Source organism: Dermatophilus congolensis (assembly GCF_900447215.1).
Taxonomy (GTDB): domain Bacteria; phylum Actinomycetota; class Actinomycetes; order Actinomycetales; family Dermatophilaceae; genus Dermatophilus; species Dermatophilus congolensis_A.
This window is the reverse complement of record NZ_UFYA01000001.1, coordinates 407719-431969: the sequence shown is the minus strand read 5'-3', so window position 1 is coordinate 431969 and position 24251 is coordinate 407719. Positions and strand designations below refer to the sequence as shown.

At 57.3% G+C, this 24251-nt stretch carries 18 protein-coding genes and 2 tRNA genes; 6 read left to right on the top strand and 14 right to left on the bottom strand.

Annotated elements, in window-relative coordinates; all coding sequences use genetic code 11:
- Positions 1–105 precede the first annotated feature (105 nt).
- Positions 106–3489 (top strand): pyruvate carboxylase, encoded by a 3384-nt coding sequence (locus tag DXZ77_RS01780; RefSeq protein ID WP_115029502.1) that lies wholly within the window; start codon positions 106–108, stop codon positions 3487–3489.
- A gap of 152 nt (positions 3490–3641) precedes the next feature.
- On the opposite strand, the gene DXZ77_RS01775 is transcribed toward DXZ77_RS01780, so the two are convergent.
- Together DXZ77_RS01775 and DXZ77_RS01770 are read right to left on the bottom strand one after the other, a co-directional pair.
- Positions 3642–3714 (bottom strand) — tRNA-Glu (locus DXZ77_RS01775).
- A 126-nt stretch (positions 3715–3840) separates the two neighbouring features.
- A tRNA-Gln gene (locus DXZ77_RS01770) sits at positions 3841–3912 on the bottom strand.
- 173 nt (positions 3913–4085) lie between these two features.
- On the opposite strand from DXZ77_RS01770, the gene DXZ77_RS01765 reads away from it, so the two are divergent.
- Positions 4086–5786: a glutamine--tRNA ligase/YqeY domain fusion protein gene (locus DXZ77_RS01765; RefSeq protein ID WP_115029500.1), complete on the top strand. Its 1701-nt coding sequence runs from the start codon at positions 4086–4088 to the stop codon at positions 5784–5786.
- Positions 5787–5851: 65 nt separating this feature from the next.
- Here the strand turns inward: DXZ77_RS01765 and DXZ77_RS01760 are convergent, their stop codons facing one another.
- The 6 genes from DXZ77_RS01760 to DXZ77_RS01735 all read right to left on the bottom strand — a co-directional run bounded on the left by DXZ77_RS01760 (position 5852) and on the right by DXZ77_RS01735 (position 14104).
- Complete coding sequence (locus DXZ77_RS01760; protein WP_147279155.1) at positions 5852–7612, bottom strand: alpha/beta hydrolase; 1761 nt, start codon at positions 7610–7612, stop codon at positions 5852–5854.
- 284 nt (positions 7613–7896) lie between these two features.
- The gene (locus tag DXZ77_RS01755) at positions 7897–8643 is read right to left on the bottom strand and encodes an HAD family hydrolase (protein WP_258553070.1); all 747 of its coding nucleotides are present in this window, start codon (positions 8641–8643) and stop codon (positions 7897–7899) included.
- Positions 8640–10154 carry a glutamate--tRNA ligase gene (gltX, locus tag DXZ77_RS01750; protein ID WP_115029494.1) on the bottom strand — a complete coding sequence of 505 codons (1515 nt, stop codon included), beginning with the start codon at positions 10152–10154 and terminating at the stop codon, positions 8640–8642. The genes DXZ77_RS01755 and gltX overlap by 4 nt, the downstream gene beginning before the upstream one ends.
- 125 nt (positions 10155–10279) lie before the next feature.
- On the bottom strand, positions 10280–11962 hold the full coding sequence (locus DXZ77_RS01745) for a phospho-sugar mutase (protein WP_115032394.1): 1683 nt from the start codon (positions 11960–11962) through the stop codon (positions 10280–10282).
- 108 nt (positions 11963–12070) lie between these two features.
- Entirely contained in the window at positions 12071–12739 is a 669-nt protein-coding gene (gene deoC, locus DXZ77_RS01740; protein WP_115029491.1) for a deoxyribose-phosphate aldolase, read from the bottom strand.
- A gap of 51 nt (positions 12740–12790) precedes the next feature.
- Positions 12791–14104, bottom strand: a complete 1314-nt coding sequence (locus DXZ77_RS01735; protein WP_115029489.1) for a thymidine phosphorylase — start codon at positions 14102–14104, stop codon at positions 12791–12793.
- Between the two features lie 292 nt (positions 14105–14396).
- Between DXZ77_RS01735 and DXZ77_RS01730 the strand changes: the two genes are divergently transcribed.
- From DXZ77_RS01730 to DXZ77_RS01720, 3 genes are all read left to right on the top strand, one after another.
- Entirely contained in the window at positions 14397–14849 is a 453-nt protein-coding gene (locus DXZ77_RS01730) for a cytidine deaminase (RefSeq protein WP_028327041.1), read from the top strand.
- Positions 14849–16066, top strand: a complete 1218-nt coding sequence (locus DXZ77_RS01725; protein ID WP_115029487.1) for a NupC/NupG family nucleoside CNT transporter — start codon at positions 14849–14851, stop codon at positions 16064–16066. Before DXZ77_RS01730 ends, DXZ77_RS01725 begins: the two co-directional genes overlap by 1 nt.
- A gap of 85 nt (positions 16067–16151) precedes the next feature.
- Positions 16152–17090 carry a sugar-binding transcriptional regulator gene (locus tag DXZ77_RS01720; RefSeq protein ID WP_115029485.1) on the top strand — a complete coding sequence of 313 codons (939 nt, stop codon included), beginning with the start codon at positions 16152–16154 and terminating at the stop codon, positions 17088–17090.
- A gap of 65 nt (positions 17091–17155) precedes the next feature.
- Here DXZ77_RS01720 and DXZ77_RS01715 read toward each other — a convergent pair whose 3' ends face one another.
- From DXZ77_RS01715 to DXZ77_RS01705, 3 genes are all read right to left on the bottom strand, one after another.
- Entirely contained in the window at positions 17156–18565 is a 1410-nt protein-coding gene (locus tag DXZ77_RS01715; RefSeq protein ID WP_115029483.1) for an MFS transporter, read from the bottom strand.
- Positions 18562–19278: a purine-nucleoside phosphorylase gene (gene deoD, locus DXZ77_RS01710; RefSeq protein WP_181815990.1), complete on the bottom strand. Its 717-nt coding sequence runs from the start codon at positions 19276–19278 to the stop codon at positions 18562–18564. The genes DXZ77_RS01715 and deoD overlap by 4 nt, the downstream gene beginning before the upstream one ends.
- 122 nt (positions 19279–19400) lie before the next feature.
- The gene (locus DXZ77_RS01705) at positions 19401–20183 is read right to left on the bottom strand and encodes a fumarylacetoacetate hydrolase family protein (protein ID WP_115029479.1); all 783 of its coding nucleotides are present in this window, start codon (positions 20181–20183) and stop codon (positions 19401–19403) included.
- A 198-nt stretch (positions 20184–20381) separates the two neighbouring features.
- Here DXZ77_RS01705 and DXZ77_RS01700 point away from each other — a divergent pair, with 198 nt between their 5' ends.
- Entirely contained in the window at positions 20382–21263 is an 882-nt protein-coding gene (locus DXZ77_RS01700) for a 3-methyladenine DNA glycosylase (protein WP_258553069.1), read from the top strand.
- Positions 21264–21278: 15 nt separating this feature from the next.
- Here the strand turns inward: DXZ77_RS01700 and DXZ77_RS11650 are convergent, their stop codons facing one another.
- The 3 genes from DXZ77_RS11650 to DXZ77_RS01690 all read right to left on the bottom strand — a co-directional run bounded on the left by DXZ77_RS11650 (position 21279) and on the right by DXZ77_RS01690 (position 24124).
- Positions 21279–21500: a hypothetical protein gene (locus tag DXZ77_RS11650; protein WP_147279154.1), complete on the bottom strand. Its 222-nt coding sequence runs from the start codon at positions 21498–21500 to the stop codon at positions 21279–21281.
- Positions 21479–22567 carry a branched-chain amino acid aminotransferase gene (locus DXZ77_RS01695; RefSeq protein ID WP_115029477.1) on the bottom strand — a complete coding sequence of 363 codons (1089 nt, stop codon included), beginning with the start codon at positions 22565–22567 and terminating at the stop codon, positions 21479–21481. Before DXZ77_RS01695 ends, DXZ77_RS11650 begins: the two co-directional genes overlap by 22 nt.
- A 111-nt stretch (positions 22568–22678) precedes the next feature.
- Positions 22679–24124, bottom strand: a complete 1446-nt coding sequence (locus tag DXZ77_RS01690) for a glycine hydroxymethyltransferase (protein WP_115029475.1) — start codon at positions 24122–24124, stop codon at positions 22679–22681.
- Between the last annotated feature and the right edge of the window lie 127 nt (positions 24125–24251).

Genomic DNA, 24251 nt, shown 5'->3' with positions numbered 1-24251 from the left:
GTGTTGTCTTGTTCGGCGAACAAGGGTGGGCAGTAGTGCCCCAACTGACAAAAGGTTGGTGTGGCCTTGCTTACGCTGGCCTCAAGACGCACAGATCGGAGAGCTATGTTCAGCAAGGTTCTTGTGGCCAATCGCGGTGAGATCGCGGTTCGCGCATTTCGTGCAGCTACTGAGTTGGGAATCAAGACGGTGGCTGTTTTTCCATATGAGGATCGTGGGTCCGAGCATCGCATGAAGGCTGATGAGGCTTACATGATCGGTGAGGAGGGACACCCAGTCCGGGCGTACTTAGATGCAAGTGAAATTGTGCGCGTGGCTATTGAGTCTGGCGCGGAGGCTGTGTATCCCGGGTATGGGTTCTTGTCAGAAAACCCGGAGCTGGCGCGCCAGTGTGCGCAGGCGGGTCTGACTTTTGTGGGCCCGTCTGCGCAAGTGTTGGACATGACGGGCAACAAAGCTACTGCCATTGAGAACGCGAAGCGGGCAGGGCTGCCTACTTTGCGTAGCACTGAGCCGACCACAGACGTTGATGTGCTGTTGAAGCAGGCCGAAGAGATTGGTTTTCCGATCTTTGTGAAGGCGGTTGCAGGTGGTGGTGGCCGTGGCATGCGTCGTGTCGATTCTGCTGGGTCGCTGCGCGAGGCCATTGTGGCGGCCATGCGGGAGGCTGAGTCGGCGTTCGGTGACGCGACCGTGTTCCTCGAGGAAGCGGTGATTGATCCCAAGCACATCGAGGTGCAGATTTTGGCGGATGCATCAGGGAACGTGGTGCATCTGTTTGAACGGGATTGCTCGGTGCAGCGACGCCACCAGAAGGTCGTTGAGATCGCGCCGGCTCCGAACTTGGATCCGAAGGTTCGTGAGGCCATGTGCCAGGATGCGGTGGCGTTCGCTAAGCAAATTGGTTATGTGAACGCTGGCACGGTGGAGTTTTTGGTGGGGGCCGATGGCCGCTATGTGTTTATCGAGATGAATCCGCGGATTCAGGTGGAGCACACGATCACCGAAGAAATCACTGATGTGGATTTGGTGTCGAGCCAGTTGCGAATTGCAGCGGGTGAGACGCTCGAGGACTTAGGGCTGTGCCAGGAGGAGATCCGGGCTCACGGTGCTGCGGTTCAGTGCCGTATTACGACGGAGGATCCGCGTAATGGGTTCCGCCCGGATGTTGGTCGTATCACTACGTATCGTTCTGCGGGTGGTTCTGGGGTGCGCCTTGATGGTGGCACTGCTTTTGTAGGGGCTGAGATTAGTCCTCATTTCGACTCGATGCTTGTGAAGTTGACGTGTCGTGGTCGTGATTTCTCGGCTGCTGTGCATCGGGCGCGGCGCGCGCTGATGGAGTTTCGGGTACGTGGTGTGGCGACGAATATCCCGTTCCTTCAGGCGCTGCTCGATGAGCCAGCTTTCGAGCGGGGCGAGATTTCGACGTCGTATATCGATGCGCATCCGGAATTGTTGTCTTCTCGGGTGTCTGCTGACCGTGGGACGCGATTGTTGACCTACTTGGCTGAGATGACGGTTAATCAACCGTTTGGGCCGAACACGTCGACTTTTTCGCCGCGGAGCAAGTTGCCTGCGTTGACGGTGAATGATCCGTTGCCTCGTGGGGGCCGTGATGAGTTGCGTGAGTTGGGGCCGGAAAAGTTTGCGGCGGCGTTGCGTGCGCGCCCGGATGTGCCGGTGACGGATACGACTATGCGTGATGCTCATCAGAGCTTGCTTGCTACTCGTGTGCGTACGCGCGATTTGTTGCATGTGGCGAACCATGTTGCGCGCACAACGCCGGAGTTGTTGTCGGTGGAGTGCTGGGGTGGGGCGACGTATGACGTAGCGTTGCGGTTCCTTGTTGAGGATCCGTGGGAGCGGCTGGCCAAGTTGCGTGAAGCCATGCCGAATATGAACTTGCAGATGTTGCTTCGCGGCCGCAATACGGTTGGCTATACGCCGTATCCAACGCGGGTTACGAATGTGTTTGTAGAGCAGGCTGCGGCTACGGGGATCGATATTTTCCGTATTTTCGATGCTCTTAACGACGTGGATCAGATGCGCCCAGCTATTGAAGCGGTCCGGAACACGGGTACGTCACTGGCGGAGGTGGCGTTGTGTTACACCGGTAATCTTTTAGATCCGCGGGAGCGTGTTTACACGCTCGATTACTACTTGAAGTTAGCCGAGCGAATTGTGTCGGCTGGTGCGCATGTGCTTGCTATCAAGGACATGGCTGGTTTGTTGCGTGCACCAGCGGCAGCGAAGCTCGTGACAGCATTGCGGGAAAACTTTGATCTTCCGGTGCACTTGCATACCCATGACACTGCAGGTGGGCAGATCGGTACGTTGCTGGCTGCGATTAGTGCTGGGGTCGATGCGGTTGATGCTGCATCTGCCTCGATGGCTGGCACGACAAGCCAGCCATCGATGTCTGCGTTGGTTGCTTCCACTGATGGCACGGATCGTCCGACGGGGCTTTCTCTTGAGGCAGTGAATGATCTTGAACCGTATTGGGAGGCAGTTAGGGAGCTGTATAAGCCGTTTGAGTCGGGGCTGCCGGGACCGACAGGCCGCGTGTACCGGCATGAGATTCCAGGTGGTCAGCTGTCGAATTTGCGGCAGCAGGCGATTGCGCTTGGGCTTGGGCACCGGTTTGAAGAGGTGGAGGAGATGTATGCCGCCGCTGATCGAATGTTGGGTCACATTGTGAAGGTGACTCCTTCATCGAAGGTGGTGGGAGATCTGGCTCTGGCGTTAGTGGGGCGTGATGCTGACCCGGCTGATTTTGAAGAAAATCCGAGCAAGTTTGATATCCCGGATTCGGTGATTGGGTTCTTGTCTGGGGAGCTTGGGGATCCGCCTGCTGGGTGGCCAGAGCCTTTCCGTTCTAAGGCTTTGGCAGGACGTAGTGTGAAGCCTCGGGAGGAAGCCCTGTCGGAGGAAGATGAGCAGGCGCTTGCTGATGATCCTAAAAACACGTTGAACAGGCTTTTGTTCCCTGGGCCGACGAAGGAGTTCCAAGCTCGGCGGGATCGCTATAGCGATTTGTCAGTGTTGTCGACTCGTGAGTTTTGGCATGGCTTGGCGGTGGGGCGTGAGCATGAGGTCGAGATGGAGCCGGGTAAGACTTTGCTGATGACGGTGGAATCGATCGGTGAGGCTGATGAGCGTGGCTATCGGACACTGATGGCGACGGTGAATGGGCAGATCCGGCCGGTACGTGTCCGTGATGAGAATGTCAAAGTTGATGTGAAGGTTGCTGAGAAAGCTGATCCTTCTCTGGCTAACCATGTCTCGGCGCCGTTTGCTGGTGTGGTGACGGTCTCGGTGACTGAGGGTGATCGTATTGAAGCTGGTCAGAACGTCGCCACGATTGAGGCAATGAAGATGGAGGCAGGTATTGCTGCTTCGGTCGCGGGGACAGTTGAGCGTCTGGCGATTGGACAAACGCAAGCGGTGGAGGGTGGGGATCTTCTGCTTGTGATCAAGGAGAGCTGAGGAGTTGCCTCATATGGTGGGGAGTTCGTTTATTCGGATTCCCCACCGGGTGGGGCGTTTGTTGTGTGGTTGGCGGTACTAATGATGCTGCGTTTGCGTGTCGTGGCATAAAAATAACCCCCGCTCATGTGAGCGGGGGTTATTTTTATTTGTAGCCCCGACCGGGTTCGAACCGGCGTTACCGCCTTGAGAGGGCAGCGTGCTAGGCCGCTACACTACGGGGCCATTCGCTTTGCATGATTATGCTCAGCGACTTCATGAACTTTACCTGACCAGGTCGGATGTTCATAATCCGTTGATTGAAGCTGTGGGCTTGAATCAGAAGAACTCTTCAGCAAGAAGAGCTCTGCGCTGGGGTACCAGGACTCGAACCTAGACTAACTGAACCAGAATCAGTCGTGCTGCCAATTACACCATACCCCAAGGGGTATCGATTTTTCCGAGAGGGGAACCTGCACCCTAACACGTAGAGGAGGAAGATCCGCCCGGAAGCCCGATCCGAGAAGAAACATTAGCCGGGAATAACGCTAGTCACCAAATCGACCTGTCGACACAGTCACTCAGACTGGCGCCGTCGCTTTGTGTACGGTTTCCGTATGACCGCATCTGACCCAGCCATCCCGGGAGATTTCGTCCGCGACATGATCCATCGCGACCTCGAGAACGCGATATTTAATGGACGGGTACAGACACGGTTCCCCCCTGAACCTAACGGCTACCTCCACATCGGCCACGCCAAAGCCATCACGGTCAACTTTGGTATCGCAGCCGACTTCAACGGCACCTGCAACCTGCGCCTCGATGACACCAACCCCGACACCGAAGAAACCGAATATGTCGAATCCATCGTCGATGACGTGCGCTGGCTCGGATTCGACATCCCTATGCCCCTCAAGCATGCTTCGGACTACTTTGGGCAGCTCTATGAATGGGCAGAACTTCTCGTTACCAAAGGCCTGGCCTACGTCGACGACCAAGACATCGACACCATCTCTGCTCAACGAGGCGGGTTTGGCAAGCCCGGCATCGAAAGCCCTTTCCGTGACCGCTCACCAGAGGAAAACCTCGACCTTCTCCGTCGCATGAAAGCCGGCGAATTCCCCGAAAACGCCCGCGTACTACGCGCCAAGATCGACATGCAATCGCCGGACATGAGCCTGCGCGACCCGGTCATGTATCGCATTCGAAACGTCGCCCACCATCGCACCGGAAGCGAATGGCACATCTACCCCACTTACGACTGGGCACATGGACAGTCCGATGCCATCGAAGGGGTCACTAACTCACTGTGCAGCCTAGAGTTCGAAACACACCGCCCTCTGTACAACTGGTACCTCTCTCAGCTGCCTATCCCCCACGAAGCCCCTCGGCAGACCGAATTCGCTCGCCTCGAACTCACTCACACCGTTACTAGCAAGCGAAAACTTCGCCAGCTCATCACCGACGGCACCGTTGACGGCTGGGACGACCCACGCCTTCCTACCCTGCGTGGCCTCCGCCGCCGTGGCTACCCAGCCGCAGCCATCCGTGAATTCTGTCAATACATCGGCATCACCAAAGCAAACAGCCGTCACGACATCGAACTGCTCGAATCATTTGTACGCAAGCATTTGAACATCACCAGTCAACGTCGCATGGCTGTTCTACGCCCCCTCAAAGTGGTGCTCACGAACTGGCCAACAGACGCTGACGGCAACCCCGAAGTCGAATACTTCGACGTCGTCAACAACCCGGAAAACCTCGACGACGGCACCCGCAAAGTCGCTTTCTCTGGTGAGCTATACATCGAGACCGACGACTTCGCAGAAGTCCCACCACCAAAGTTCTTCCGCCTCTCCCCCGGACGTGAAGTACGACTGCGCGGCGCTTACTTCATCACCGCAACCGACGTTGTCAAAGACGCAGATGGCAACGTAATCCAGATCAACGCGACATACGACCCAGCCAGCAAGGGCGGCAACTCCCCCGACGGCCGAAAAGTGAAATCGACCATGCATTGGGTCTCTGCCGCACACGGCACACCCATCAAAGTTGCCCTATATGACCGTCTCTTCACCGCCGCCGCACCCGGCACCGAAACCGGTGAGGTGATGGACGACCTCAACCCCCGCTCCCGGGAAGTCCTCGACGCCATCGCCGAGACCAGCCTTGCTGAAACTCCCGCAGGTGAAGTTGTTCAGTTCGAACGCCTGGGGTACTTCGCTCACGACCCGAACGAATCTTTACTTTTCCACCGAACAGTCGGCCTCAAAGACGAGTGGGCCAACATCCAAAAACGCAAAGCCGCCAAGAAATAAGAAAAACTCTGCCGCGCTCACAACGAGCGCGGCAGAGTTTTTTTTAATGCGTAACTACATCACCCTCAACGGTGCACTAGATCAATCGCACGGACGTCGACTGACCCGCCCTTGACGTTCTTCAAACCACCAGTGATGTCTACTGCGGTGATCTTCTGGTCCTTCACCCAGTCAGGCAGCTTCACCCGCACAGTTTTGATTGTGTACACACCGTTTGCGTGCTTCGATTTCCGGTCTTTCAGAGCGTAATGAGTGGCAGGAATATCGGTTTCGAAGACCTTGCCGTTACCCAACCGCACCGTGACATGGATAGCCGTACCTTTTTCTTTGTCCTTGCGGCTACCGGAAGGACTCAGGTGGATAGCAACATCAGAAACGCCCGTAGGCTCCCCTTTAGACCCGGCCGCCGGGATGGTGAAACGTGCCCCGCCAGCAGGAGTCAACTTCACTCGCGTGAGACGCGAGTTGTTCTCCAACACGCCATCTTCAATATCTGGGCACGCATCCTTAGCCCGCGCGAAAGGCGGAACAACCGTTGGGTAGTTGTGACATGCAAGTGCCGTGCCGTTGCCAAGCGCCTTAGCAGAACCGCTTGCACCGGACAAGAACGAGTACTTCGGCGCATTCGTCACCATGAGCCACGAAGTAGGAACGCCTGCGATGGTAGCTGGCGGCTGCTCCCCCGCCTTTAGCGGCATCTGTCCCGATTTACCGCGCAAAGTGCTGTCAAGCCACATTGCCGAAGCTTCGATCATGAGCTTTTCATGCGCCTTGGCGCCCGGGAGACTCTTATCTTTATTCTTGCGGTCATCGATCTTCCGGCTACTAAATTCCCGGTTAATGTAGTTGTGGCCGTAGCCAGGGACTACCGCAGACAACGCCGACGCTGTGCGCTTCTGCCCCACATGCTCGGTCAACCACTTGGGATCCATGAGGTTGACGTCTCCGTCTTCATCACCGTTCACCGAAAAATACGGAATGTTCGGGTCCACCGGCGCTTCGAAGTCGAAGTCATCCTTGCCGTCGTTCGGGGAAGGCGCATAGGCCATCACCGAACGCAGCGGAGCAACAGACTTGGCCCACGCCTTCTGAGCGTCTGCGATATAGCTACCTGAGCGCGAGTGTGCCACTAGAGCCGTGTGCGCCTGATCAATGCTGTCTTGCAGCCCCCGACCGAAGATCGATTTCTTGCCCGCATCAGCTGCCAGTACTTCGTCACGAGCTCGCTCCATCACTCGCAACCAAGCCTTGCGCTGGTCATATCCATCTTGATCTTTGTTAATAAAAACTGGGTTCAGATCCGGCACAATCACGGCGTAACCCTTCTCGGCCAACGCCTGGGCCCAGTAGGTCATCCCGCGGTCATAGCGCATCTCAGTAGTGCCTTTAGGGCAGGGATGGGCGAATATATCCCCCGTACATGAGGGGCTTCGCAAATGCCCCATCAACACCAACGGTGCATTCTTGGCTTTAGACGGAGCAACGAAGATGCCACGTACAGGAGTGATGAAACTCTTCTTGTTCTTTTCCGGACCGATTTCCAGGTTTCCCAAGTCAAAGTCACGCACAGTGACATTGCCAACCTGCTTGACGCTCAGCGGTGCAGGCTTGCGATTCGGATCGGCGTGGGGGCCGTCTGCATCTTTTCTTTCATCTTCAGGCTTCTTCTCGCCTGAAGGTTTTTTCTCCCCTGAGGGCTTTTTCCCATCCGCGACCACGCTGGTCGCAGGAGTGGTAGCGGAGGCCGGGATGGCAGTGAAGGCTCCACCGGCTATAACTGTGATCGCTGTCAGCGTGAAAGCTGCCGAACGCGCTACGGACTTCATAGCTACAGCATGCGCCGTGATCCCACCTTCGGTCGAGTTCATTTGAGGGCCAAGGAAAATCCCCGCAGAACGAAACCTGAATGCCCACATAAATCCCCGTGAACAGCAGATTCACCAATATCTACACGCGGGCAGCACACACGAACCCACCCACTAGATACGTTTCATCCCCCAGAATTCAGCGAACCCACACCAAGAGAAAACCGCATTCGGACCTACGTCCAGAAAGCTCATCTCAACGTTCGCCAATAGAGAAAAAACAGGACTTCTCAACATATGAGAAGCTACCTGACTAAAGTCGCCACCTCACGCAACGACCCAACTACTCGCACCCCCTCATCACAAACCGGGCGCCCCCATTCCGCATGACGCGGAGCAGGCCTATCCAGGCGCTGTAACCACGCCACCCGCATACCTGCTCCACGCCCACCAACAACATCCGAACTAAACGTGTCACCAACACAGACCGTGTCAACATGGTCAACACCCATCAATCGACACGCCTCATCAAAAACACGCCGATCAGGCTTGCCCACACCCAAAGTGTCCGTCGTAACAACAGCGCCACGCCCAGACAACCCTGACACTTCCAATTTCATATCCGTCTGCTCAGCTCCAGAATTCGTCACAAAACACACTGGAACATCAGCAGCCTCGATAGCCCCAAAAAAATCCTCGACATCATCAAATACCGTCTGTGACTGCTTAAACGCCAACTGATACGCAGCCTCGAAATTCTCAAACCCTGAGGCCCCAAGACCAGCCTCGTCACACGCACGCAAATATCTCGACTCCCGCATCGCCGAGAAGTCAAGCTCCCCGCGCGTGTAGGCATCAAAATAGCCCTCAGGATCCTCGTAAAACACATCCGACACCGCTTGCCACACCGGCGGAGCCTGCCTAGGCCAGGCAGCCTCCGCCCCACGACAACACGCCTGACGCATCGCCTGCTGCGTATCCAGCAACGTGTCATCAATGTCGAGGATCAGGGCCCGAACCGGAGCAGACCAATCCACACTGCCGCGCGTCACAACGATGCCCGCAACGACCGCATCCGATTCAACGCAGACTCTTTACCCAAAATCTCAATCGACTCGAACAGCGGCGGTGACACTTTCTGACCAGAAACAGCCACCCGCACCGGACCAAAAGCGAACTTCGGTTTAATGCCCATTGCCTCAACCACAGCAGAACGCAATGCCGCCTCAACTCGCTCGTGCGTGAACTCCTCATCACAGATCGCCTCAAGCGCAGCAATCGCGGCGTCAAGAACCTCCGGAGCGGATTCCTTCAGCTGTGCCCTCGCGTCCTCAGCCACCTCAAGGTCCTCATCAGCGATATAGAACGGACGCACCTGCTGCGCAGCACCCGTCAAATGCACCAAACGCGGCTGAATCAGCTTCGTCACCCCCTCTAGTACCTCAAGATCACGCGGCGTCGGCTGCTGGCCAATAATCCCCTCAGCTTGCAAGAACGGCAGCAAACGCCCCGTCAACTCAGGCACAGGAAGCGAACGAATATACACACCGTTCAGCCAGTCCAACTTCGTCAAATCGAAAATGGGACCCACCGGGCTGATCTGCGAAAACTCAAAACGCTCCGTGAAATCCTGGAACGAAAAAACCTCAACCTCATTCCCCTCAGCATCACGCGCCGGGGGGTAGGCCAACAATGCCAGGAAGTTCACCAACGCTTCAGGCAAATACCCCTGCTCTTTAAACCAGGTCAACCGCGCAGCCGGGTTCTTCCGCTTCGAAATCTTCGACTTATCCGTATTACGCAACAACGGCATATGCGCAAAAGCTGGCGCAGGTAACCCCAACCAGCGGTAGAGCAACAAATGCTTCGGCGTAGAGCTGATCCACTCCTCGCCACGAACCACATGCGTGATCCCCATTTCGTGATCATCAACCACCACGGCCATGTGGTAAGTGGGGAACCCATCAGCCTTCAAAATGACCTGATCGTCCGGACGAGGCGCCTTAACCTCACCACGAATCACGTCATCAAAAACCAGTGGAACATCATCAGGAATAAGCATCCGCACCACAGGGGTCTCCGTGAACCCCGGCAACTGTGCACGCTCCTCACGCGTCTTCCCGTAACACAACCGGTCATACCCCGTGTTCGCCTGCTTCGTCCTGGCCTGCTCATCACGCATCTCCTTCAAACGTTCAGAGCTACACCAGCAGTAATAAGCATGTCCCTGTTCAATCAACCGATCCACATACGGCCGATACGTATCAAGACGCTCCGACTGACGGTACGGCGCATACTGACCACCCTTATCCGGCCCTTCACTCCACGTGAACCCCAACCAGTCCAACGTGTCATAAATCTGCTGCTCAGAGTCCTCTCGATACCGCGAGCGATCCGTATCCTCAATCCGCAGTACAAAGTCGCCACCGTGTTTACGCGCGTGCGCCAGATTAAACAACGCCATATAGGCAGTGCCCACGTGCGGGTCCCCCGTCGGGCTCGGAGCCACACGCAGACGAGGAGCGACCGGAAGGATTTCAGAGTTTGAAGAATCGTTCGTCATGATGCTCTCAAGTCTAAGCGAGCACACTAAGGCCAGGCAGCGCCGCCCATAGCCACGAAGCAACCTCACCCCTCACAACAGTGGGGCGGGACGCCCACAACAGACACCCCGCCTCACCGCCTCGATCACAAACCGACCGCAGCGCGCATGTCCTCCTTCAGCAGCTCCAACCGCTGCGCAGCCTCACCCCGCGGCACCTGCTCACCACTAACCGGCACCACAACCTCCAAGTAACACTTCAACTTCGGCTCAGTTCCTGAAGGACGAGCAATCACCCGGTCGTTATCAGCAGTGATAAACAACACGCCATCAGTAGGAGCCAACCCCTCATACCCATCAGCCAAATCCACGACCTGCTTCACTTCAGACCCAGCCAACGCACTGGGCGGCGTCGCGCGCAACCGAGCCATCGCATCTGCAATCAACGCCGTATCTGCTACTCGGAACGACAACTGCGCCGTCGCGTGCAACCCATGAGCACGGGCAAGGTCATCCAAAGCATCAGAAATACTCCGACCCTGCTTAGCCAACGCCGACACCAGCGAAGCAACCTGCACCGCCGCCGTCACACCGTCTTTATCCCGAACCCCCATCGGATCAGTGCAGTACCCGATAGCTTCCTCATACCCGAAGCGAAGCCCCTCGGTACGCGCAATCCACTTAAATCCAGTCAACGTGGCCTGATGCTGCAACCCATGCGCCTGCGCGATACGGGACAGCAACCGACCCGAAACAATCGAGTTCGCCAACGTGTCACCCACCCGCGAAGAATCTGCCGCGGCTTGCTCACCCAACAATGCGCCGATCTCGTCACCGGTGAGCTGACGCCACCCATCCGGGCCACACGTACCCACAGAACAACGATCAGCATCCGGATCCAACGCAATCACCACATCCGCCTCTACCTCCTGAGCCAGCCCCAACGCCAAGTCAAGAGCACCAGGCTCCTCTGGGTTCGGGAAAGCAACCGTCGGGAAATCTGGATCCGGCTCAGCCTGCTCAGGAACAACATGCACATGGGTGAACCCCGCCCGGCGCAGCACCTCCACCGCAGTCGCACCACCAACACCATGCATAGGCGTCAACACAATCCGAATCGGCGCAGGATCACTCACCGCCAACGAGGCAGCCCGATCCACGTACTCCTCCCACAACGCCGACTCAACATGCTGCACGCGCTCTTCATTACGCGGAACCTCATCAGCGAAAGGAGCAGCTGCAATGCATTCGGCAATCCCCCGGTCAGCAGGCGGAACAATCTGCACCCCTTCGGCGGCACCGCGAGCAGCACGCCCACCCAAATACACCTTGTACCCGTTATCTTCCCGCGGGTTATGGGATGCAGTAATCATCACACCCGCATCAGCCCCCAAACGACGAACCGCGAACGCCGTCACCGGCGTAGGTAGCTTCTCCGGGAGCACAAGAGCAGTCCCCCCAGCAGCAGAAACCACCTGCGCTGCATCGCGGAGAAACTGCGAAGAACCATGCCGGGCATCACACCCCAAAACAACAGTCGGGGCTTGCCCCAGCTCTTTCGTCAAATAAGCAACCAGCCCAGCCGTGGCCCGAATCACCACAGCACGACTCATGCGGCTCTCCCCCGCACCTACCGCTGCCCGAAGTCCGGCTGTACCGAACATCAACGGGCCAGAAAAACGCGACACCAACTCAGCCGCAGCGGCCTCATCCGCATCCTGCGCAGCATCAGCGAGCGCAAGGATCGTAGCCCGGTCAGACTCATCAGGATCGTGGGCAGCCCACGTACGCGCATGCTCAATCAATTCAGGTGTTGCCTCGGGGCGCATCATGCTTCTCCTTGCTTGTGATGCCACAGTCAGCTGTGAATGCGCGCCGAAAGCACAGCTACCGGGCGGTTCAAGGCACGGCGCGCGCAACCCTGAACCGCCCGATTTTCAGCCTCCGATACCGTCCAGGACAGCGCGGCTACCCGACAAGCCCAGACGTGTGGCCCCAGCCTCAATCATTGCCAGCGCGGCCTCAGCCGTACGGATTCCGCCAGAGGCCTTGACGCCCAAACGTCCGCCCACTGTCTTTGCCATCAAAGCGACTGCTTCGACAGAGGCGCCACCAGCAGGGTGGAAACCAGTAGATGTCTTAACAAAGTCGGCACCTGCACGCTCTGCTGCGGTGCAGCACGCCACGATCTCATCGTCAGTTAGCGCAGCAGACTCGATAATGACCTTCAGGAGAACCGGGCGTTCATCCTCGGTAGGGCACGCCTGCCGGACTGCGCGGATGTCAGCCTCAACCTCATCGAAGCGCCCGGTTTTGACCAGGGAGAGGTTGACAACCATGTCAACCTCATCAGCACCGTCAGCGACACTGCGAGCAGCTTCTGCGGCCTTGACTTCACTGGCGTGAGCCCCCGAGGGAAAACCACATACCGTGGCCACAGCCACGCCTTGGGGTACCTGAACGGGAAGCATGTTCGGTGACACGCACACAGAGAATGTGCCTAAGTCAGCGGCTTCGGCAACAAGCTCGGCCACTTGCGCGGGGGTTGCTTCGGGTTTGAGGAGGGTGTGGTCGATCATGCGGGCCACATCGGATCGGGTGGGCATGCGCTCTCCTATTCGGGGGATGTTTGGGTGAACGTACGGGCAAAAGTGGCTTTACTCCACCGTTTCCAGAACGATGTCGCGATCAGCCAAAGAAGCGGCCCGTGTCTGAGCCTCGTCGCCATCTTCGATGTCATATCCGCCTTGCAGAGATTCCAGGGCACGAGCGAAGCGCTCCGGAGTGTCTGTGTGCAGTGTGAGGAGCTTGTCTCCCTTGCGGACGCGAGCGCCGGGCTCGACGTGGATTTCGATACCGGCCCCCATCTGTACCGGCTCGTCTTTACGGCTGCGTCCTGCACCCAAGCGCCAGCTGGCAACGCCAACGGAAAGAGCATCCAGGCGGGTGAGTACGCCATCGCTCTCGGCCAGGACATCTTCAGTGCAGGTGGCGCGTGGCATAGCTGCATCGGGATCGCCGCCTTGGGCAGTGATCATTCGGCGCCAGGTATCCATGGCGCGACCATCGGCTAGGGCAGCACGCAGTTCATCTTGTCCGACGTTGACATCAGCTAAGGAGAGCATGCGCTCTGCCAGGGCAACGGTCAGGTCAACCACGTCGGCAGGACCGCCACCGGCAAGGACCTCCACGGACTCCTCAACCTCGAGCGTGTTACCGATTTTGCGTCCGAGCGGGCGGGACATATCTGTCAGCAAAGCCACCGTGCGCACACCCGCATCGGTACCAAGGTCAACCATGGTGCGGGCAAGTTCGCGGGCATCTTCGATTTTCTTCATGAACGCACCGGAGCCAACTTTCACGTCAAGCACGAGAGCGCCGGTTCCTTCAGCGATTTTCTTGCTCATGATCGAGCTGGCAATCAGCGGAATAGCTTCCACAGTGCTCGTGATGTCCCGCAGGGCGTAGAGCTTCTTGTCTGCGGGGGCCAAACCAGATCCTGCGGCGCAAATCACAGCTCCGACGTCTTCGAGGATCTCCATCATGCGTTCATTGGAGATAGCAGCTTGCCAACCAGGGATAGCTTCGAGCTTGTCCAGGGTGCCTCCAGTGTGCCCAAGCCCACGCCCAGACAACTGCGGAACAGCCACACCAAAGGTGGCAACTAGCGGCGCAAGGGGAAGCGTGATCTTGTCACCCACACCACCGGTGGAGTGTTTGTCTGTGGTGCCTCGCGACAGCGACGCGAAACTCATGCGCTCGCCAGAGTCGATCATGGCCTGAGTCCAACGAGCGATTTCACGGCGGTTCATGCCGTTGAGGAAAATAGCCATCGCCAAGGCAGACATCTGCTCATCAGCGACAACGCCGCGCGTGTAGGCGTCAATGACCCACGCAATCTGGGTATCGCTCAGCTCGCCGCCGTCGCGCTTGGTGCGGATGACATCTACTGCATCCAGGGGTTCAACCATCACTTCACTCCATGTGCCTCGAGTGCTTCTTCGGACCCGTCGCGAATGGTGCCGGTGTCTGGATGACTGCCGCTCGGGCGGTGCCGGGCACTGGTGTCCCGTCCGCGATTGCCACCCATCCTGTGAACCTCCATGCACTTTTGTCAACAAGCTTGATTACAAAAGTTCGGTACGGCACTCTTGCAGCACACCCTCACTCATAACCACGACGAAACAGTGAACATCACGACTTCGTCAACGGTGATGAGCCACACGAAGCCGTCGACGGAGACGGCCAGGAAGATGCACGACGATGACCACCTCACCCCCTTGCAGTCGCCCCACTGCCGACCAACTTTTGGAAGCTGCACGCACGGCCGCATCGCGCGCATACGCGCCGTACAGTTCCTTCCCCGTCGGCGCAGCCCTCCTCACCGGCGGCGGGCGCGTAGTCACCTGCTGCAACGTGGAAAACGCCGCCTATCCCCTTGGCCTATGTGCTGAGCGTGGCGCGGTATCCACCATGGTGGCTGCAGACGAAACTGACCGCACAATCGCGGCCGTCGCCATCGTCGGCTTGCGTGGCGCTCCCTGTTACCCCTGCGGCGGCTGCCGCCAGGTACTCCGCGAATTCGGCTGTATCGACGTAATCGTCGAAAGCGAAGACGGCACACCCATCTCGATTCCCTTCGAGACCCTCCTGCCGCACAGCTTCGGTCCCGAATCGCTCAACCCCACGCCCACTCACGAAAACAAGGACAACTAATGGAGCGCTTCCAAGGCCTTATCGGCATTGCCCTGATCTTCGCGCTCGCCATCGGCATCTCGCGCAACCGCCGCCACATCAAATGGCGCACCCTCGCCGTAGGCCTAGCCATGCAGGTCGCCTTCGCATTCCTCGTTCTCAAATGGGAACCAGGATTCAAGGCACTCTCTTGGGTAGCTAGCGGGCTTACTTCCCTAATCAATTTCACCGATAAAGGAACACAATTTGTCTTCGGTGGGCTGCTGCCTACCAACAACAACGGGTTCGTCTTTGCTCTGAACGTACTGCCCGTCATCGTGTTCTTCGGAGCACTGATCGGCGCGCTCTACTACCTGCGCGTCATCCAGCTATTCGTCGACATCGTCGGTACCGGGCTACAAAAGCTCCTAGGCATTTCGAAAATCGAAGGCGTGTGGGCCTCAACGGTGATTTTCCTCGGCCAGACCGAGGCCCCGCTCATGATCGCGCCTTACATCCGCAAACTCACCAAAGCTGAATTGTTCACCTGTATGACCGGTGGTTTCGCAGCTGTTGCTGGCTCCACCTTGATCGGGTACTCCCTGCTCGGCGCGCCTCTGCCCTACCTGCTGGCAGCAAGCGTGATGAACGCACCTGGCTCGCTCATCATGGCCAAAGCCCTCATGCCCGAAATGGAGGAACCAGAAGCTGACGCCAACGTCCGCAACGTTCGCGACACCGAATCCCGCAACGTCATCGACGCCCTCGGAAACGGTGCCCTCAATGGTGGCCGCATCGCAGTGTGCGTTGCTTGCCTGCTCATCGCATTCATTGCCCTCATCGCTTTGGTCTCGGCGATCATCGGCGGCATCGGCGGTTGGTTCGGCCACCCCGAATGGACACTCGAAGGCCTCTTCGGTGTCGTTCTATCACCCGTCGCATGGGTCATCGGCGCACCATGGGAAGAAGCAGGACTGGTCGGCAACTTCATCGGTCAAAAGACCGTCCTTAACGAGTTCGTTGGCTACACCGCCTTCAGCCAGCAGGTTGCTACCTTGTCACCCAAGGCAGTACTGATCTCCAGCTTCGCCTTGGCTGGCTTCGCGAACTTCTCCTCGATCGCCATCCAGATCGGTGCTTTCGGAAGTTTGGTCCCCGAGCGTCGCGGCGAAGTAGCCAAACTTGGTCCTCTGGCCTTGCTTGCCGGTATGTGCACCAACTTGCTCAACGCCGCCATTGTCGGCGTTGTCATGAGCTGACAGCCCTGATCGCTTTGATAGGCGTCCCGTCGATACCTTCACGGTCTCGGCGGGACGCTGTGCTTTTGCACAGGAGAATTGCTTTATGACACCGCGTGATTCGCAGGCCCTCGAAGTTGTGAAGCTGTACTACCGCTACGAGCTATCACAAAACGAAATCGCCACGCGCCTGGGTATCTCCCGCCCAACAGTGAGCAAACTCATTCAACACGCCAAAGACCGCGGTTTCGTCACCGTAGAAATCCACGACCCCCGTGAAAGCGGCGCAGAACTCGCCGACGAATTACGCACACGGTTTGGTCTACAAGAAGTGCGACTCGTCCACGACCACCCCATCGACCCTGAATTAACACGTGAGCTAGGGCGCATCGGGGCAAGCATGCTCCAAGACATCGTTACCGACGGTGACCTTGTTGGAATCGCCTGGGGACGCAGCATGCACTCAATCGCACTAGCGCTAGAACCTCAACCTCGCCGCGGTGTGCAATTCATCCAGCTCAAAGGTGGAATCTCTCTCACACCACGCTCCACCAATGAACTCGAAACCATGACCATGTTCACGCATGCCTTCAACGCATACGCATGGCCACTGCCTCTTCCGGTCATATTCGACTCCCCTGAAGTGAAACACCTAGTCGAACAAGACCGCCACATTCGCAGGCTGCTCAATCTGGGCCTGGAAGCAACCGTGGCCGTTTTCACCGTCGGAGTGGTATCTCAAGAATCTGTCCTGCTCAAAATTGGTCAACTCACCGAAAACGAAGAAAAAGCAATCCTCGACCATGCCATCGGCGACATCTGCTCCCGATTCTTCGATTCAACCGGTTCACCATTCCTCAGCAGCGTCGATGAGCGCACCATCGCCATCCCCTTGGAGAAGCTGCGCGAGAAAGACACACGCCTACTCGTCGCCGGTGGGATCAGAAAGGCAGAAGCACTCGCAGTAGCGCTACGCGCTGGCTACGCCACACACTTGGCCACTGACATCGACACTGCCCGACTCATCATCGACAACGACTACTAAATACGTGCATACGTGTGTGGTGCGGGATCTGACCAGATCCCGCACCACACACGTATGCACAAAACTTACGCAGCAGACACCTGAGCCGCAGCGCTCTTGTCACGTGCCACCAACACTCGGTCGCACAAGAAGTAGATAACCATGCCACTCAACGCCACCAGCGCAAGCACCCAGGTAATCGTCGAATAGACCTGACCTTCGTGGGAACGAGACAGCGACAAGGCACCGAACCACGTCGGGGCGACGTCTTGCAGTTTGGCCGTGTACGCGATACCCAACGGGATCGCGATATTGATCGTGAGGTTGTAGAACCCAATCGCGATACCGGATTTAGCAGCAGGAATTTTCTGCAAAGAGGTGTTCACCAGCGGCGCATACATCAACGCAAAACCGGAAGCAAACAACACGATCGACACCACCAGAACAGGCAGGCTGACCTCCATCAGCACAGCCCCCAGAACTAGCGAGGAAAAAATCATTCCCAGCGCAGTGAAAATGGTCACTCGCGAGCTGAGGAATCGGCCGATTTGCCCGGAGAAAATACCGACAAGAACTGCGCATACATACCCTGGGACCATGAGCAGCGATGCTTGATCTTGCCCCAAACCGTGCAAAGACTTCGCAGCGAAAGGCAACAAGAAGATGTAGCCCAGCTGTGCCGTGTAAATAATCAAAACGAGGACCAAAGCGGTCACGTACCAGCCATTGGTGAAGAACTCCGGACGTACCAAAGCGCGTTCATGACTGCGCACATGCCAAGCGAACAATGGCAACGAAACAATCACCGGGATCAGCCATACAGGCGCATATTCCTGCATATACATGATGAGGCTGGCTGCAAATACCGCGACAATGAGCAGACCAAAAAGATCCAGGTTGCCTTCGAAAGCCTCATCCTCGGGAACCATCTTATGAATGGCTGGAATCGTCAAAACGAGAATGAGCGGGATGAGGAACATGGCAGTCCAAGACACGTTCGCAGAAATGAAACCGCTCGTCAGCGCACCAATAAGCAACCCTGCCTGGAACGCAGCCGTGGAGTAGCCCAGGTATTTCTTCTGGTCTGTTTCTGACAGGTACTTCGTGACGTAAATGACGTAGAGAGTTTCCGCAGCAGCCAGTCCGCACGTCTGGATGAGACGACCGGCAAGCACGAGTGGCCACGAGTTCGAAAACACGAAACCAATCACAGAGCCCACAGCGATCAGACCAATACCGGTGACCATGAGCTTACGGATACTGATTGAGTCGGCAAGAGCGGCGTAGACTACCGCGCCGATACCGATGATCACTCCGGCAAGAGAGGCCTGCAGGCTGGCGGTTTTGGCGCTAATCCCCAATGCCGCAGCCATAGGCCCAGTCATCGTTTTAAAGCCGTTATCGATGACAAGGGAAAAAACAAAAACAAACAGGAGTACCGGCACAGCGCGCCGAGGATCCAGCGCGGTGCGGGCGTGTTCTTTCATAGTGTTCATGCGTTTGCCAGGGGTAGGGCGAGCTCCATCATGCGGGTGAAAGCAGTCTGGCGCTCTTCGGGTGTGGTTTTGCCGCCAGTAACAAGGTTGTCCGAGACGGTGAATACGCCTAAGGCGTCGACGCCAGCGCGGGCTGCGATGGCGTAAAGGCCTGCACTTTCCATTTCGACACCCAAGACACCCATGCGGGCCCACCGTTCGTTGACGGTGCTGTCGTCGTTATAGAAAACATCACTGGAAAGAACGTTTCCTACGTGAACCGGTACACCGTTGGCTTCAGCCTGCTTGGTGATGGCGCTGAGCAGGCGCCATGAACCAGTAGGAGCCAAAGTGCCCGGCAAACCGTACTGTTCGAGAATCCGGGAGTCAGTGGAAGCGGCCTGGGCAATGATGATGTCGTAAAGGTCGATCTCCTTCTGCATAGAGCCACAGGAGCCGATACGAATCAGTTTTTTCGCTCCGAAAACGTTGACGAGTTCCCAGGAGTAGATGCTGATCGAAGGAATCCCCATGCCTGTTCCCATCACGGAAACGGGTGTGCCGTTGAAGGTACCGGTGAAACCAAGCATGTTACGGACATCGTTGAACTGAACAACGTCTTCGAGGTAGTTCTCGGCGACGAATTTAGCGCGCAGCGGGTCACCAGGAAGCAACACGGTTTCTGCGATCTCGACGCCCTTGGGATTGATGTGGGGGGTGCTCTTGGAGGACACGCGACTTCTCTCCTTCAACGGTGGAGGCTGTGGATGCCACGACGATACTCGCGGGGCGAACATTCGTAAGTCTGTGGTGGCACATTCGTTCGATGTGTCACCATTTGCCGCACTGCAGGTAATTAGTCGCGGCGAACAAACGGGTTAGAGAAAGCTCCGATCCCTTCGATCTCGATCTCCACGCGCTGCCCGGCCCAGACCGAACCAACTCCCGCAGGAGTACCGGTAAGGATCACGTCTCCAGGCAAAAGGGTGAAGGCAGCAGAAACGTACTCGATCAACGCCGCGACATCGAAGACCATGTCGCTCGTGGCGCCATCTTGAGCAAGCTCACCATCAACCCGGCTACGTACAGCCAGCGCCGAAGGGTCAAGGTCTGTTTCGATCCACGGGCCAAGCGGGCAGAAGGTATCAAGCCCCTTGGCACGGGCCCACTGCAGGTCAGTCTTTTGCAAATCACGAGCAGTGACGTCATTGGCGCAGGTGTAACCAAAAATGACATCCATAGCTCGGGCCGCTGGGACGTCTTTACACATCGTGCCGATCACCACAGCTAGTTCAGCCTCAAAACTGACTTCCTCAACAAAAGGAGGAATCACAACTGGGTCATCCGGACCAGCCACGGCAGTATTCGGAATAAAGAAGAGTCCAGGCTGCGCAGGTACCTCGTTCCCTAATTCCGCGGCATGGTCAGCGTAGTTGCGTCCCACACCAATAACTTTGCTGCGTGGTAGCACCGGCGCCACCAGACGAACCTGGTCCAATTCGAAACGCTGCCCGGTACCAGTGACTTGTGTGTACAGAGGGTCACCGGCCACCGCAGCAATCCACTCTTCACCCGGATCTCCCTGGATAACGCCGTAGCTGGGCGCCTCATCTTCGTGCACAAACCGAACGATCCGCATGCCTTCCCCTTCTTATGCAATAGGTGCCTGCCTGGATGCAGCCACACCTGGTCAGCTCTTGGCGAAGCCTAGTTGCCTACGAAAGCAAGGTCGTCCCGGCTCAGGCTGGCTCACAGAATGTCCGTGGCTTCCTGTGGGACCAGAGGAACAAATTCACCACGAGTGGGCGTGCATGCGCGAGCTGGATACTCTGACCTGGTGTCTGCCCTGACCAACACTGTTTTGTCGCCCGATGCGTGGAGACGCGCAGCTCAAGAACATCACGAGCGCGTCGATGCACGTACCCGCGCCCACCTTGAGCGACGTTCTCGCGGCCAAAAACACGCTGTCGAAGATTTCATCTGGGTGTATTACCGGCACACTCCCGGTCAGCTTCGCCAATGGCATCCTGGCCCCGACATCACATTGATCGACGCTGCCGAGCATGGCCGCATGCGCTACTACGTGAGCCAAGAACGTGACGGCCACACCTTCACGCACGTGGATGTGCCTGCATTTCTGGCTAATCGGGGAAAATTTGTGCGCTACGTGCGTGATCTTCTCACCGCCACTGCGGCCCGTACCCCCAGCTATGCCTGCTTCGGATTACACGAGTGGGCGATGGTTTATCAAGACGCTGACCAGAGGAGACATCCTGCCCCCTTGCGTCTGGGCGCAGAGGGCACAGACGAGGTAGTCGAATCGCTGCCGGTGAACTGCACCCATTACGACGCGTTCCGGTTTTTCACACCGCAAGCGCAGCCTTTGAACCGAGATCATCCAACACGAGAAACCCAGATCAACCATGAACAGCCTGGTTGTCTTCATGCAGGCATGGATCTATACCGATATGCCGCGGCGCTACTACCTGCCGTGCCCAGCGAACTGGTTATCGACATGTTCGACCACGCCATGCGTGCCCGATACCTAGACATGGCGGCCAGCCCCTACGACCTGAGCAACCTGGACATCACGCCCATACGTGTCGAGACAGCATCTGGACGTGCCGAGTACGTAGCCCAACAGCGCAAGCTCGCCAGCGCCGCCACCGAACTACGCACCCGGCTTATCCAGGCATGCGAAGCACTATTACACAAGTGAATTCACGCCAGGTTCTCAGCGTGCATCGTTGGATTCTCCGGAGCCGTACACCAGCCATGTCAGCAACGGAATAGCCAAAAACCACAGCCATGACTCCGAAAGCAAAAACATGACCATCGTCATCGCTACCGTAGCGGCAAGCAGCTGTGATGCCCGCTGAGGCGCAACTTTCCATCGACCTTTCGTGTAATCACTTTCAGTGCGTACAGCGTCTTTTACACCAGTCGCTTCATCCATCCGTGGCCGTCCTCGGTCCGTCCATACTGAACGTCGAGAAGCGTACTGCGAATCTTCGAAGCCACTACCGGAGCGCCGTGCGACATTGCCCCTCCCTCCCAGAGAACATCCCCGATGGGAGTGATGACCGCAGCAGTTCCACAGGCGAAAGCCTCCGTAATTTCGCCGGAAGCAACGCCGTCTTTCCACTCCTGCACTGGAACTCGGCGTTCCTGGACGTTCAATCCCATCTCGGCGCCAAGAGTCAACACCGAACGTCGCGTCACTCCCTCCAGAATTGCCCCCGTCAACTCCGGTGTCACCAAACGCCCATCGCGATAAACAAAGAAAATGTTCATGCCGCCGAGCTCATCAACAAAAGTTTGGGTCTCTGAGTCCAGAAAAACTACCTGCTCAGCGCCGCGGGAAATGCCCTCCAGCTGCCCGGCCAGCGAAGAGGCATAGTTACCACCACATTTAGCTGCTCCTGTTCCACCTCGCCCAGCCCGTGAATATGTCGTCGAAATCCACAACGTAACCGGAGAAACCCCACCAGAAAAGTACGCCCCTGCAGGTGAAGCAATCAGCGCATAGGTGACCTCCCGGGCCGGGCGCACTCCAAGAAAGGCCTCACTAGCGAATACAAAAGGCCGCAAATACAAAGACGACTCCCCCGCCTCGAAAGGCGGCACCCACGCGTTATCGACCTGCACCAGTGCAGTGATGGACTCGATGAAATCCCGGGTTGGCAACTCAGGGAGAGCCAACCTGCGGCAACTAGAAGCCATACGTTCAGCGTTAGCCTCTGGGCGGAAACTCCACACTGACCCGTCCTCATGGCGATAGGCCTTGAGCCCCTCGAACACAGCCTGCCCATAGTGCAGAATCCCCGCAGCCGGGTCGATACTAAACGGCGCATACGGGCCAACACGTCCCTCATGCCACCCCAGTTGCTCAGACCATGTCGCCGTAACCATGTGATCGGTGAAGTAAGCACCGAATTTAGGTGCAGACAGGATCTGGGCACGTTGTTCCGGCATCGCTGGGTTCGGATTGGGCTCTACAGCGAAATCGAGTGCAGCAGTCATGGTTTCTCCTTGATTGTGGACGTTGTGTCCCCCATCACATGCGCAAGGACGCATTGAGCCAGCTTCGTCACAGAAGCAGCACAATGCGCCCTGAGTTGATCGCGCGTTATCTCAGCCCAGATCAACCTCTGGGTACAGCGGGAACGGGGCAAGTAGCTCATCGGCTTGTGCGTGAACACGAGCGGCAACAGACTCCTGCATGACGTACTGCGCTTTGCTCGGGGCTCCCTTGCTCGTCGTGCCCGGCTTCGTGGCCTTCAGCGCAGTGTCGACCATCTCAGCGATGGTGTCCATCTCCGCCACACCCAGCCCTCGAGATGTCAATGCTGGTGTGCCGAAACGAATTCCTGTGGTGAACCAGGCGCCGTTGGGGTCGTTCGGGATCGAGTTACGGTTTGTGACAATGCCGGACTCCAGCAGTGCCCCCTCGGCCTGCCGGCCAGTGATGCCGTAGCTACCCACATCTAGCAGAACGATGTGGTTTTCGGTGCCGTCAGAAACCAGCTTGGCCCCCCGCTTCTTCAGCCCCTCAGCCAAAGCGACAGCGTTGTCAACGATATTGCGTGCATAAGTCTGGAACTCTGGCTTGCGCGCTTCCGCCAAGGCCACGGCTTTACCCGCCATCATGTTCGACAGCGGCCCACCCAACACCATCGGGCAGCCCTTGTCGACAGCATCCTTGAACTCATCCGTGCACAGCACCAGCCCACCGCGAGGACCCCGCAACGACTTATGCGTCGTCGTGGTGACAACATCGGCGTAGGCCACCGGGTCATACTCACCGATAGCGACCTTGCCAGCGACCAAGCCAGCAAAGTGCGCCATATCTACCATCAGCACGGCACCGACAGAGTCGGCGATTTCTTTCATCTTGGCCATGTTGATCAGCCGTGGATATGCCGAATACCCCGCCACGAGGATTAGCGGTTTGAACTCTTTGACCTGCTGGGCAACCTGCGCATAGTCGAGCACGCCGGTCTGCGGATCTGTGGAGTAGCAACGCTGATCAAACATCTTTCCGGAAATGTTTGGACGGTACCCATGCGTCAGGTGACCACCAGCATCTAGAGCAAGACCCATAAGGCGCTGGTTACCCACTTCAGCACGCAACGAAGCCCACTGAGCGTCACTAAGGTCATAGACCGATTTCACCCCGGCCTTGTCCAGCGCCGGTGTTTGAACCCGATGAGCCAGGATGGCCCAATAGGCGACAAGGTTGGCGTCGATACCCGAGTGGGGCTGCACATAGGCATGCTGGGCACCGAACAGTTCTCGTGCGTGCTCGGCTGCGACGCTCTCGACTGTGTCAATGTTCTGGCATCCGGCGTAGAAGCGGTGCCCAATCGTGCCCTCGGCGTACTTATCAGAAAGCCAGTTACCCAATGCCAACAGGGAAGCCGTGGAAGCGTAGTTCTCACTCGCGATAAGTTTCAAAGAACTGCGCTGATCGCGAAGCTCTGATCGGATGGCCTGCGCGATACGCGGCTCCACCCCTTCAACGACGCTGATTGCGTTACGGAACGCAGTGGACTGGGCAGTGAGATCTGTATCGCTCACGGGCTGCTCCTCGTTGGATGGTCAGGGGCGGACAATCCTGAGCTTATCGAGGACAACTTCACCGCAAACAGCAAGTAGCCACTAGATCCATAAGTGAAATCGATAACGTACCCCACACGACGCTATG